The organism is Bartonella alsatica, assembly GCF_013388295.1.
In the GTDB taxonomy this organism is placed as follows: Bacteria; Pseudomonadota; Alphaproteobacteria; order Rhizobiales; family Rhizobiaceae; genus Bartonella; species Bartonella alsatica.
Map to the genome: position 1 here is coordinate 319,143 of NZ_CP058235.1, position 13,865 is coordinate 333,007.

Sequence of the window (13,865 nt, forward strand, 5' to 3'; positions counted from 1 at the left end):
ATCTTAACTTTTATTACAAATAGAATCCAAATGAATAATGCCTATCTGTAAGATAAGCGATATTTTTATCGTTTAATCAATTATCTTTATACGAGAAGCTTTTGAGCAGCGGCACGCGCCTCTTCAGTAATCTGTTCTCCTGCTAACATGCGAGCAATTTCTTCTGCACGCTCATGTTCTTCCATTTTATGAATAGCAGTAACAAAGCAGCTTTTATCATTACTCTCAACCTTTGAAATAAGAAAATGACTGTGCGCTTTCGATGCTACCTGCGGTGCATGTGTAATAGCAAAAACCTGAACCCTTTCCGACAAATGCCGCAACCGTTTTCCAATGGCAGCTGCAATAGCTCCACCAACCCCTGTATCAATTTCATCAAAAATCAGTGTGGGAGCTGATCCACGATCAGACAAAACAACCTTTAATGCCAATAAAAAACGAGATAACTCTCCACCCGAAGCAACACTCAACATTGGCCCAGCGTGTGTTCCAGGATTTGTCCGAACCCAATATTCAATGCGGTCTATCCCTTCCGCACCTCGTCTTTCAACATCAGTTTGTATTTCAACGATAAATTCTGCTTTTTCCAATTTCAATGCTGGTAACTCAGCCATAACGCTTTCAGACAACTTCTTTGCTGCTTCTCGACGCTTTATTGATAACGCTTGCGCTAATGTATCATAATTTCTCTGTGCTTGCTCTGCCTCATTTTCAAAACGTGTTAGTGTGCTCTGAGCCTCCTCAAAATCAGAAAGTTTAGCACCCATTTTATCGTATAACTGAACCAATTCATCTGCAGGAACATTGTATTTACGAGCAAAACCACGAAGAGCAAAAAGGCGTTCTTCGATCCGTTCCAATTCACAGGTATCAAAATCCAATGCTTGCATTGCCATCTCAATTCCTTCTTGCGCTGTTGCAAGTGCATACAATGCATCATCAATAGATTTCACCACAGGGGCAATAAGTTCTTGCACTTCAGGAATTTTTCTCTCTAAACGCCTTACCAAATTGGAAAGGATCGGAATTGGCGACTTTTGACCATTTAAAAGATCATCAGCTTCTTTAATATCTACCGCTATTTTTTCTAATCTAAGCATATCTGCACGACGAAGAGAAAGAGCCTCTTCTTCACCAACCTGAAAATCAAGCTTTTCAAGCTCTTCCACACATGCACGAAGATAATCAGCCTCACACACAGCATTTTCTACTTTTATACGCTGTTGTTGTAGACGCTCTTCAAATTCACGCCATATCTGATAGCACTGACGTAAATTCTCCGTTTCATCCTCAAACCCCCCAAAGGCATCTAATAACTGGCGATGTGTTGCAACATCAACAAGTGCACGATCATCATGCTGCCCGTGGATTTCAACCAACATCCGACCAACACTACGCATCAATGCAACACTAGCTACCTGATCATTGATAAAAACACGGCTACGCCCATCACTTGATTGCACGCGCCGTAAAATAATATCACCTTCATCATCGAAACCATTCTCACGGATAAGCTGACGCACAGGATGTGCAACAGGCACATCAAAAACAGCTGTCACTTGCCCTTGCATAGCACCATGACGTACAAGCGAAGCATCACCCCGCCCACCAAGAGCCAATGATAAAGCATCAAGTAAAATAGACTTTCCAGCACCTGTTTCACCAGTTAAAACTGATAACCCTGCTGTAAAATGAACATCGAGCGTTTCGATCAAAACAATATTATGAATCGAAAGCTGTACCAGCATAAAAAATCAACGTACCTTATTCTTATCACCACTTAAAGCATGTGAGATCCAAGAAGATTTATGCTCCTGCGGTGATATGCTATTCTTTTTCAATAGATTATAAGAAAATTTATACCATTCACTTTTGGGATAATTACGTCCTAAAATAGCTGCTGCTGTCTGCGCTTCAGCTGTTAAGCCAAGAGCAAGATTAACTTCTGTCAAGCGAAAAAGTGCCTCTTCAATTTGATTTGTATCGGAATACTCTTCAACCACTGTACGAAATCTTCTACTCGCAGCAAGATAACGCCGTCCTTCTTCATAATAACGGCCAACTTGCATCTCTTTACCAGCCAACTGTTCTCTTCCAAAACGTATTTTATCTTTAGCATCTTTAACATATTCAGAATTTGGATAACGCTCCACGAGAAGCTGCATAGCAGCAATAGCACGTTTTGTATCACGTTGATCCCGCGTAACATCAGGAATCCGACGGAAAGAAGAAAGACCAATAATATAATAAGCATAAGCAGAATCATCTGCCCCTGGATAAAGAGTAATATAGCGCTGAGCCATATTAATTGAATCATCATATTTGCCAAGCCGATAATTTGTAAAAGCACCCATTACTAAAGATTTACGACCCCAATCCGTATAAGCATACTGCTTTTCAATCGTAAGAAATTTTTTCGATGCCTCTGCAAGCCGCCCATTATTAAGGTTAGCAAGTGCCTGATTATATAAAATATCTGGTGGATCCATTTTTAAAACATATGCAGATGGACCAAGGGTGTTTTTTTCTTCAAACAAACAACCCGCTAACATGCATGTGCTCCCCAAAAGCATCACCCCCAATATCTTGCGTACAATGTTAGATTTTCTATATGCCATATTTTCAATACATACACGAGATTTTGTCATAGTTCCTGTGGCCTCCAGAGAATATCACCTTGTAGCAAAAATTATTTATTAAAAGTTTTTATACCATATCACATTAAAATCCACTAACCAATTTAGTGATTTAAGATTAATCATCCCCTTAAAAATCAAACAAACTCCTAAAAAATCTTTTCAATTTTTTTCATCCTACCTATAAACAGCTTTCTTCGTAACACGATTTGTCTGCTAAAATGGCTTTCACCAACTGCAAATTAATTTTATGCCCACTACAATAGGAACGGAATAATCCAATAAAAGGTGCTCCAAGCAACGCAGTATCACCAATTGCATCAAGCATTTTATGCCGAACACATTCATTCTTCCAATAAGGACCATCTGGATTCATGATTTTGTCATTAAGTCCGATAATAAGGGAATTTTCTAAAGAAGCACCTATCCCTTTCCCAGAAATCCATAATTTTTCTACATCTTTCACAAAACCAAAAGTACGTGCACGTGATAAATCGTCTCGAAACCCCTTTGTGGTAAGATCAAAATAGAAATGTTGTTTACCAATAGCAGCAGAAGGAAAAGAGATTGTTATATCAAAACAACGCCCATCAAATGGCAAAAACTCCGCAGCGCCACTAGTACTTTCAACCCGCAGTGGCTTTTTTATAATGAAATAAGAACGTAAAGCATTCTGCTGTAAAATGCCAACTTCTTCAAAAGCTTGACAATACTGCCAAGCAGAACCATCCAAAATAGGTATCTCTCTATTTGATACTTCAATAACAAGATTATCTAAATTATAAGCAGCAATTGCAGCCATCAAATGTTCAATTGTTTCAATTTTTACATCTCCATGCCCAAGCGTTGTTGATAGCTCAGTTGCTCCTGTTTGCGATGCATGTGCTGGAAATATTTGTTCTTTTCCGTCTAATCCACAATGCTTAAAAACAATACCACGTCCAACATCAGCTGGAAAAACCTTAACTACAGACGAACACCCACTGTGAACACCATAACCCTTAAATATCACAGCTTTTTTCAGAGTAGATTGATATTTTTGCACCTGCTTTATCATGTTAGCCCATTGAATGGTTTTTATGTTTTTTAAAAATATTTATAAAACCATAAAAATTATATTCATAGCAAATAATAAACCCACTTATTACTAAGCGAGTTTATAAAAAACAAAGTATTTTCCTCAAAAACACAGGATATTTCACTTTAAAAAGTATTTACGCATTATGCAAAAGATCAAAAATTCTCTCTTTTTTATCAAATTAATTTACCTGACGACGCAAAAACGCTGGTATTTCCAACTGATCTTCTTCACTTATAAAAGTACGCTGATCTTGCGGCACATGAGGATGCAACTCGCCAGAACGACGTGGAACATAAACAGAAGCATCTTGAGGAAGTGCCTGAGAACTTTTATTATAACCATGCGCTTCTTGTCGCTGAGAAGACTTTACAGCAGGTTCCAGCCTAGCTTCTGGCTCAGCTTCTTCACGATGTGTCAAACTCTGTTTCAAACGTTGCCAAAGATTACGAGGTCCCTGTTCGGCAGCAGATGACTTCTCATATTGACCATGAGCAACAGGAGGAAAATCCTTTAACTCAGGCATACGCATAGGCGAACGCACTTGCATCTGTTGTATTTGTCTTTGTTGTACTTTCTTTTCTTCCTGCTGCACAACTCCTGCCATCTCATCAAGAACGTGTGCTGTTGCCTCCATACTCACTGGTACAACCATAGAAGGCTGCGAACCACGATTCACTTGCATACGTGGTGCATTTGACATCTGCCCATGCATAGCACTTGAACCATAAGAAGCAGCATTCGCATTTCGTGCAACCACAGCATCTACAGGCTGTGCAAAAATTTGACTTTTAGGACGAAACTGTTCTCCTGGCGATTTGCCTTTCTCTATTTCAAGCGCTTCAATCACTTCTACCATTGACTCAGAACGCAAGGGAGGTGACTGAACATGAAAAGAACTCTGCGATATTCCAGGATCGCTTTTACGAATTGAAGCTGCTGGTCTGTGAAGTTGAGGATGAGAAGGTTGAACCACATCACTAATCTCACGATCAATCCCCGTCGCAACCACAGAGACACGAATAACACCTTCTAATGACTCATCATCAATAGCACCAAAGATAACATTCGCATCCGCATCTACTTCTTCACGAATACGATTAGCTGCCTCATCTACTTCAAATAAAGTCATATCACGACCACCAGTAATTGAAATCAGTAAGCCACGAGCGCCACGCATAGAAGTATCATCCAACAGTGGATTCGCAATAGCAGCTTCAGCAGCATTCAAAGCACGACCTTCACCAGATGCCTCACCAGTTCCCATCATCGCTCGGCCCATTTCATGCATAACAGAACGAACATCAGCAAAATCAAGGTTAATAAGCCCCTCTTTAATCATTAAATCCGTAATAGAAGCAACACCAGAATAAAGCACTTGATCAGCCATAGCAAAAGCATCAGCAAAAGTTGTCTTTTCATCTGCAATACGGAAAAGATTCTGATTAGGAATAACAATTAATGTATCAACAGATTTTTGTAATTCTTCAATACCAGCCTCTGCCGTTTTCATACGGCGTGCACCTTCAAACTGAAATGGCTTTGTTACAACACCAACAGTTAAAATACCTTTTTCACGCGCAGCACGAGCCACAACAGGCGCCGCTCCAGTTCCCGTACCCCCACCCATACCGGCAGTAATGAAAACCATATGAGAATCTGCCAGATGATCGATAATTTCATCAATACATTCCTCTGCAGCCGCTTGTCCAACTTCTGGCAAAGCACCAGCGCCTAAACCTTCCGTAACGGCTGCACCAAGTTGGATAACACGTTCAGCCTTTGACATAGCCAAAGCTTGTGCATCTGTATTTGCAACAACAAAATCAACTCCCTGAAGACCAGCATTAATCATATTATTCACGGCATTCCCACCACCACCGCCAACACCAAAAACAGTAATGCGTGGTTTTAATTCCGCGATATCTGGCCGATGCAGATTAATCGTCATTTCTTTTTCCTTCTCATAAGACACCGCAAACCCAAGCGATGAAATTTAACTTACCCAAATAGACTTACTTAAAAACTCTCACGCAACCACTGACCAACACGCTTAAAATACCCACGCGTGCCTGTCGATAAATGATTCACTGCAGCCTGCATTGTTTTTTCTTCAAAACCCACCAATTGCGGATAAATTAACAATCCAACAGCAGATGTAAACGCCGCCCCTTTCGCAAGAGAAGGAAGCCTTGAAATACCTAAAGGCCGCCCTATACGAACATTTCTTCCCAATATAGTACGTGCCATCTCTGGCAATCCTGTTAACTGGCTTGCTCCACCGGTCAAAATAACACGCTTACCAATAATGTGACCAAAACCAGAACGATTCAAACAATCACGTACCATCTCCAAGATTTCTTCAACACGCGCACGAATAATACGACCAAGAACAGCACGAGGATATTGAATTTCACGTTGTTCACTTCCAATCTCCGCAACATTAATCATATGTCGCTCATCAGCACTTGTCAGAAGCGCTGAACCATAGACAACCTTTAAACGTTCTGCCTCTGTAAGAGACATAGAGAATCCACGCGCAACATCAAGAGTCACATGATGTCCACCAACTGCAAAAGCATCCGCATGAATAAACTTTCCTTCAAAAAACACTGAAAATGTCGTTGTTCCACCACCAAAATCAATACATGCTGCTCCTAAATGCGCCTCATCATTCATCAAAACAGCAAGGCCACTTGCAAAGGGGGTTGCAACCATTGCTTCGACACTTAAATGCGCACGATTAATGCAAGTTTCTAAATTACGCAAAGCCGCAGTCTCCGCTGTTACCACATGCACATCTACACCAAATGATTCCCCCGTCATTCCAATAGGATCAGAAATTCCTTTATCCCCATCCAATACATAAGAGATCGGCACTGAGTGCATGACATGACGCTCAGTATCAAAAACCTTGCGCGAAACATCTGAAAATGCCACACGTACATCTCGCCTGCTTACTTCACGGCCATTCAAACGTACCATGCCATTGATAAGAGCACTTTGTAATCGACTTGAAGAAAAATTCACTATCACCGAATCCACCACCAAACCAGCCATTTTTTCTGCCGCATCAACAGCTAGCCGTATTGATTGCTCTGCTGCAAACATATCCATTACAACGCCGGATTTGATACCACGTGAGCGTTGCACTCCAAAACCTAGAATTTCCATAGAATGCGTACGACCATGTAGATAATGCGCATGTTTCAAAGGACGTAAACAAGCAATAAGACAAACAATCTTACTTGATCCAACATCAAGAACCGTTAAAAAACGTGTTTTACGCCCTCCACCATGATGAGATCTTAGCAACATCATAAGCTTCCTGCCTTTCGCGCTTTTAAAATGCGCTCTTCCTCTGCCACAGCAGCACTACGACGTTCTAACGTCTCATCTGACAAAGAAACTGTAATGCGATCAGAAAGACGTAAATCAATACTTAGAATATCACGAGAAAAAAGATCTTGCATCGTCCCTGCCTCCATTAAAGCAGAAAGTCTTTCAAGTGCACCTTTTTCAGGCAACATCACACGTATCCCATTATCCAAAAGCAAATCCCAACGCCGATCACCTATACGCACAAAAGCACGAACACGACTGTACAATTGCGGATATACTGAAAGTGCTTGAATAAATATTTTGGCAGATTTCTGGGCACCCTGACCAACTACAAGAGGCAAATTCCGAACGATTCCGCCTTTAAAAGGCACAATGATACAACCTGTATCATCAACGATATCCATTACACCATCATGCTGCCAAATTGCATACGGTTCACGTTCCACAACAGAAATACGAACTCTATTAGGATAAATCTTCTGAATATTAACTGATTGAATCCACGCCTGCTTTTCTAAAAGAGAACGTGCCCTATCAACATTAAAAGTGAATATAGATTGAGCTGTATCAAGCCCTAAAATTTTTAAAACCTCCTGTTTTACTAAACGCTTATTACCACTTATATCGACATCAGTGACCACAAAACCAATATCCGATACTGTTGTCTTGACAATCATCCCCATATGACCATTCAATAAAAGCCCATAAAGCACTGTAACAAAGAAAAACAATACAACAGAGAAAGAGCCAAAATGGCGTGGAATACGAATATTAATAAAGATAAACTCGGACATAAACCGAAGAAAGCGACGATAAAATCGTGGAAAAGCTAGCACTAACGGCACCTCCATCGATATATTTGTTTTATTAACATTCAACGCATACACGACGCGTCCTCCACCATCCATTGAACAATTTCGCCATAAGTACGACCACTTGCTTTTGCAATATCAGGAAAAAGAGAAGTGGATGTCATACCGGGCTGTGTATTAATTTCAAGCCAAATCAATTCTCCCGTTTTCTCATTAAAACGAAAATCAGAACGGCTAACACCTCGACAACCTATCGCCTGATGTGCTGCTAAAGACATTCTTTGCACCTTTTGGTAAATATTTGATGAAAGTTGTGCAGGACAAATGTGAAGAGAGCCACCAGTTTTATATTTTGAATCATAATTATAGAATTGAAAGTGTGAATCGGGGAGAATTTCACAAACATCTAAGGCTTCGTTTCCTAAAACAGCACAAGTAAGTTCACGACCAGGAATATATTTTTCAACAATCACCTCATCTGCATAATCCCACTCAGCTCCTACAACATTACGTGGTGGTATAGATTCACTTTCTTTTACAATCACAACACCAAAACTCGACCCTTCACATATAGGCTTAATCACATAAGGAGGCTCCATAGGGTGTGCTCGTCCAACAGCAAAACGATTCATAACAAGAGAAGGTGCAACCGAAACCCCAGCGCTCGCTACAATAATTTTTGCACGCCCTTTATCCATCGCCAATGCAGATGCCATTACTCCAGAATGCGTATAGGGAATTTTCAAATATTCAAGGATACCCTGAATACGACCATCTTCACCAAATAGCCCGTGTAATGCATTAAAAGCAATATCAGGCTGCAATTGTTCAAGAACAGAAGCAATATGACCATCAACATCCACGCGGCTTACACGATATCCTTGTGCTTCAAGAACATCAGCACAAGCAGTACCTGAAGACAAACTTACAGACCGTTCAGAAGAAAATCCTCCCATTAATACAGCTATATGCTCATCTTTCATAATAACTAACCCTCTTGTGTATACTATATATAGACTACATAGAAATCACTAATACCATATACAGAAAAGACTAAGATTTATCCTTGCGAATCAATAACCTAGCATTTTGCATAATGAATCAGACTCAAACGAATGACGCAAGAGTTTCTTTGGTAATTTATTGATTCTTAATGGATTTTTTTATTATCTCTTTGAAATGACTCAATTTTTTATGATATTTTTTTTATTACACTGAAATCAATTAATGAAACGGATCAAAAGAAGGAACAGTACGACCTTGTTCAAATTGACCGATACGTTGTATTTCCCACTGTAAAAGGTGAGCCGAATGAGCAAAAACACGAGCACGCACTGTTTCTCCCAAAGATTCGAGATCATAACCTGTTGCTTGCCCCACATTAATCATAAAATTACAGTGCATTTCACTCATTTGAGCTCCACCAATCCGTAAACCACGACACCCTGCTTCATCAATAACACGCCATGCAGATATATTTTCAGGATTTTTGAAAGTTGATCCACCTGTTTTTTCTCGAATAGGTTGTACCATTTCCCGATGAAGAGCAACCTCATCCATGGCTACACGAATATTCTCTTTATTCCCTAATTCACCTTCCAATAAAGCAGCAGTAAAAATAAGACCCTTTGGAATATCACAATGGCGATAGGAATAGTGCATATCCTTCAAACTCAAGATATGACGCTGTCCTCTACGATCAAATGCATAAACCTCCACAACACAGGCAGCTGTTTCAACACCATTAGCTCCTGCATTCATTTTGAGTGCTCCTCCAAGACCACCAGGAATACCATGATAAAAATGAAAACCCGCAATTTCAGCCTCTAAAGCCGCTGCTGCTAAATGTTTATTTGCCGTAGCAGCACCAACCAAAAAACGCTTTTGAGAAACTTGCTGTATTTGTCCAAAACCTTTTGCTGAAAGACGAATAACAATGCCAGGAATTCCCCCATCACGTACCAGAAGGTTAGAACCAATCCCTACAATTGTTACAGGGATAGATTCAGGAAGACTTTGAAGAAAAAAGGCTAAATCCGCTTCATCAGCAGGCTGATAAAAAAGCTCTGCTAGTCCACCAGAGCGAAACCATGTCACCTTACGCATATCCATATTAGGCGTAAGCTTGCCTTTTATTCCGCTTAACGCCGGTTGCAACCGTGCTAAAAGCATCTTACCATCAATGAGTTGAAAATTGTTCATTGCTATCAAGTACCGCCAACTGATGAGGCAACGCACAAGCCCATTGTGTGATATTACCAGCACCAAGAAAAACAACATAATCCCCTGCCTTAGCAAATGTCGAGACAATCGAAACGACATCTTCCAGACAATGAATCAAACGCACATCACGATGACCGGCCATTTGAATATGTTCTACCAGTTCTCTAGCACCAAAACCCGCGACTGGCTCTTCACCAGCTGCATACACGGGCGTAATCAACACTGTATCTGCATCATTAAAACAAGCAGCAAAATCATCAAATAAATTACACAAACGTGAGTAACGATGTGGTTGTACAATCGCAATCACGCGTCCTTTTGCGCTCTCCCGCGCTGCACACAGAACAGCCTTTATTTCAACAGGATGATGCCCATAATCATCGAATATTTTAATGCCATGCCAACTTCCTGTTTGCGTAAAACGCCGTTTCACTCCACCAAATTTTGCTAAACCATTTTTTATAGATTCATTTGTAATACCAAGTTCATGAGCAATAGCAATCGCTGCCGTCGCATTAGAAACATTGTGTTGCCCCGACATTGGTAAAATCAAATTTTTCAACTCGGTCTTTCTACCTGTTTTCCGTGAACGAATAAGAACATCAAAATGGGTTTTTTGACCATCCATCGAAAGATTAAGAAAACGAACATCAGCTTGGGGATTTGCACCATAAGTAATCACCCAACGATCATCAATACGACCAACCAACGACTGAACTTCTGGATGATCAAGGCACAAAACAGTAAAACCATAAAAAGGAACATTCTCCACAAATTGCTGAAAAGCCTGACGCAGAACAGCAAAACTTCCATAATAGTCCAAATGCTCGGCATCGATATTGGTAACAACGGCAATATCAGCAGGCAACTTTAAAAATGTACCATCACTTTCATCAGCTTCAACAATCATCCAATCGCCTTCTCCCATACGAGCATTTGTTCCATAGGCATTAATAATACCACCATTAATGACCACCGGATCAAAATGACCGGCATCAAGGAGTGCTGCTATCATTGATGTAGTCGTTGTTTTACCATGCGTACCACCAACAGCAATTGCTCGACGAAAGCGCATAAGCTCAGCTAGCATTTCTGCGCGCCTGACAAGCGGCAAATGCCTTTCTTTCGCAGCGATATATTCAGGATTTGTTTTTTTAATGGCAGTAGAAAAAACAACAACTTCTGCATCTCCTAAATTTTCAGCATGATGACCTATATGGATGCTAATCCCTTTTTTCCGTAAACGTTCAACATTTGCACTATCAACTTGATCTGATCCCTGAACTTTATAGCCAAGATTATGAAAAACCTCCGCAATTCCACTCATGCCGATACCACCGATTCCAACAAAATGAATAACACCTATATTAAGCGGCATTTTCATCAAAAAACTCCTCTTTTATATCTGATAATGATCGCCCCGCAATCAATGCTTCAGCCATATCAGCAAGGTGACTAGTTGCATGAGGTTGTCCAACTTTTTTGGCAGCACGCGCTTGTTTTTCCAATAAGTGCGGAGCACAACAGGCTTCTGTTAAGAGGGAAGCGAGTCTTTGCACAGTTAAATCTTTTTCTGATACAATTTGCGCACCTCCCACGGCAGCAAGCAATGCTGCATTTTCTGCTTGATCGTGATCTAAAGCATGAGGATAAGGAATCAGCAAAGCAGGCCGACCAATCACAGCTATTTCACAAACGGAAGAAGCACCAGCACGTGATAAAATGAAATGAGATCGTGCCATACGCTCAGCCATATCATCAAAAAAAGAAGCAACTTCTGCTTGAACACCCATCTTGCGATAAGCTTTTATCAATTCTCCAGCTTCACCCCGAACTTGCTGAACAACCCGCAAACGTTTACGTAACTCATTATCCAACAAAGCAATTGCTGCCGGAACAATTCGTGAAAAAGAAGAAGCCCCTTGGCTACCACCAAAGACCAAGAAATGAAATGGTTCTTCACCTGCAGAAGGATGATAAGGAATTTCCGCTGCTTTGAGAACAGTCTCACGCACAGGATTTCCAGTCAAAAGTGTTTTATAAGCGTAAGTATTATTTTGCGATAACAAACCACCTGCTATTGCATGCACAAAAATTGCCAACGCCCGATTAGCACGCCCCATAACGGCATTTTGTTCATGAATAAATGTTACACGCCTCATTAAGACAGCAACAACAAGAGGAGGAAAGCTAGGATACCCTCCAAATCCACCCACAAGAACAGGACGCAGTTTATAAAAAAGCGCTAATGCTTCCCCCATTCCTCTCAACAAAGCCCAAAATGTTTTTATCACTGCAAAAGGATGGCGTCGTGTAAATGTTGCTGATGAAACTATATGTATATGCTCTTCATCAAAACAGCGTACGAAACATTGAGCTCTTCCATCCGTTGCCAAATGAACATCATATCCACGCCGCCTTAATTCAACAGCAAGAGCTTCAGCAGGAAAAAGATGCCCACCTGTACCACCAGCTACCAAAACAATAACTTTTTTATGAGTCATAAGCGGTATCCAAAACAACAGGAGAAGAAAAAGCTGAAAGACGTGCTTCTGGCCAGCGACGTGTTAAACTAAGCAAAATCCCCATTGAAAATGCAATTGCCACCATAGATGAACCACCATAAGAAATAAACGGCAGTGTCATACCTTTTGGAGGTATCAAATGAAGATTAACCGCCATATTAATTGCTGATTGAAAACCAATCATCATCGCTATGCCAGTAATACCAAGGCGTATAAATGAATCACGCGTATTCAATGCTATATACAATGATCGCATAACGATAAAGCCAAAAAGCATCATAATGAACAGACAGAGGATAATGCCATATTCTTCAGCAGCAACGGAAAACACAAAATCTGTATGGCTATCAGGAATGATTCGTTTCACCGTACCCTCTCCAGGTCCTTGCCCAAACCATCCACCATTCAAAATAGCCTCACGTCCTACATCTACTTGAAAGGTATTGCCTTCACCTGTCAAAAAACCATTGATACGTTCCCGTACGTGGTGAAGAGAAAAATATGCAAAAACAATTCCCACAATGCCTAAAATGATAAATAAGAAAATAACAGTAAGAGGCACACCAGCTACAAAAAACAGCCCCCCCCAGGTAGTGCTTATTAAAAGTGCTTGCCCAATATCAGGCTGGAGAACGAGAAGCATACAACAAAAAGCATAAAGTACAGTCGCTAACATGTAGCCAGGAATATTTCTACGCCGTATCTGTTCCGAAAAAAGCCAAGCAGACATCACCACAAAAGCTGGCTTCATAAACTCTGAAGCTTGTATAGACAAACCAAATAGAGAAATCCACCGTCGCGCTCCCTTTAATTCTGGCCCCCACAATAAGGTTGCAACCATAAGAACAAGCGTTACAATGAGTAAAAGGGCACATAAACGGCGAATATTACGAAGCGAAAAAAAAGAAATAGTAATCATCGTAAAAAACGCTGGAATACTAAAAATAATATGCCACCGAACAAAATAAAAACTATCAGCTATTCCAATTTTTTTTGCAATAGTGGGACTTGCAGCAAAAGACAACATAATGCCAATCCCCATTAAAATCAAACAAGCACCAAAAATAGAGCGATCAATCGTCCACCACCAATTAGCAATTGGATCTCTATCTGCACGCGTAACCATCATATCTATCTTATCTTTTTTACAATTCTACTCAAAATGATACAGTTCCCCACTTTTTAGTAAACACTTCAAAAACTGAATTACACGAAAAAAGATTCAGGATTCTTAACGCAAAAACATTTT

Annotated in this window: 11 protein-coding genes; all 11 read right to left on the reverse strand. The window is 40.5% G+C overall.

Annotation, left to right across the window (positions count from 1 at the left end; translation table 11 throughout):
* Window positions 1-86 precede the first annotated feature (86 nt).
* Window positions 87-1,748: a DNA repair protein RecN gene (gene recN / locus HWV54_RS01380; RefSeq protein ID WP_005864926.1), complete on the reverse strand. Its 1,662-nt coding sequence runs from the start codon at window positions 1,746-1,748 to the stop codon at window positions 87-89.
* Between the two features lie 6 nt (window positions 1,749-1,754).
* Window positions 1,755-2,648 (reverse strand): outer membrane protein assembly factor BamD, encoded by an 894-nt coding sequence (locus HWV54_RS01385; protein ID WP_005864924.1) that lies wholly within the window; start codon window positions 2,646-2,648, stop codon window positions 1,755-1,757.
* Window positions 2,649-2,817: 169 nt separating this feature from the next.
* On the reverse strand, window positions 2,818-3,693 hold the full coding sequence (lpxC, locus tag HWV54_RS01390) for a UDP-3-O-acyl-N-acetylglucosamine deacetylase (RefSeq protein ID WP_005864922.1): 876 nt from the start codon (window positions 3,691-3,693) through the stop codon (window positions 2,818-2,820).
* 202 nt (window positions 3,694-3,895) lie between these two features.
* A complete protein-coding gene (ftsZ, locus tag HWV54_RS01395; protein ID WP_005864920.1) occupies window positions 3,896-5,665 on the reverse strand; it encodes a cell division protein FtsZ in 1,770 nt (589 codons plus the stop codon).
* A 68-nt stretch (window positions 5,666-5,733) separates the two neighbouring features.
* Window positions 5,734-7,035, reverse strand: a complete 1,302-nt coding sequence (gene ftsA / locus HWV54_RS01400; protein WP_005864919.1) for a cell division protein FtsA — start codon at window positions 7,033-7,035, stop codon at window positions 5,734-5,736.
* Entirely contained in the window at window positions 7,032-7,943 is a 912-nt protein-coding gene (locus HWV54_RS01405) for a cell division protein FtsQ/DivIB (RefSeq protein ID WP_040296367.1), read from the reverse strand. The genes ftsA and HWV54_RS01405 overlap by 4 nt, the downstream gene beginning before the upstream one ends.
* Window positions 7,931-8,851: a D-alanine--D-alanine ligase gene (locus HWV54_RS01410; RefSeq protein ID WP_005864915.1), complete on the reverse strand. Its 921-nt coding sequence runs from the start codon at window positions 8,849-8,851 to the stop codon at window positions 7,931-7,933. The genes HWV54_RS01405 and HWV54_RS01410 overlap by 13 nt, the downstream gene beginning before the upstream one ends.
* A 241-nt stretch (window positions 8,852-9,092) precedes the next feature.
* Complete coding sequence (gene murB, locus HWV54_RS01415; protein ID WP_005864913.1) at window positions 9,093-10,070, reverse strand: UDP-N-acetylmuramate dehydrogenase; 978 nt, start codon at window positions 10,068-10,070, stop codon at window positions 9,093-9,095.
* Window positions 10,048-11,475 carry a UDP-N-acetylmuramate--L-alanine ligase gene (murC, locus tag HWV54_RS01420; protein ID WP_005864911.1) on the reverse strand — a complete coding sequence of 476 codons (1,428 nt, stop codon included), beginning with the start codon at window positions 11,473-11,475 and terminating at the stop codon, window positions 10,048-10,050. The genes murB and murC overlap by 23 nt, the downstream gene beginning before the upstream one ends.
* On the reverse strand, window positions 11,459-12,595 hold the full coding sequence (locus HWV54_RS01425) for a UDP-N-acetylglucosamine--N-acetylmuramyl-(pentapeptide) pyrophosphoryl-undecaprenol N-acetylglucosamine transferase (RefSeq protein ID WP_005864909.1): 1,137 nt from the start codon (window positions 12,593-12,595) through the stop codon (window positions 11,459-11,461). The genes murC and HWV54_RS01425 overlap by 17 nt, the downstream gene beginning before the upstream one ends.
* Window positions 12,585-13,742: an FtsW/RodA/SpoVE family cell cycle protein gene (locus HWV54_RS01430; protein ID WP_040296440.1), complete on the reverse strand. Its 1,158-nt coding sequence runs from the start codon at window positions 13,740-13,742 to the stop codon at window positions 12,585-12,587. Before HWV54_RS01430 ends, HWV54_RS01425 begins: the two co-directional genes overlap by 11 nt.
* Between the last annotated feature and the right edge of the window lie 123 nt (window positions 13,743-13,865).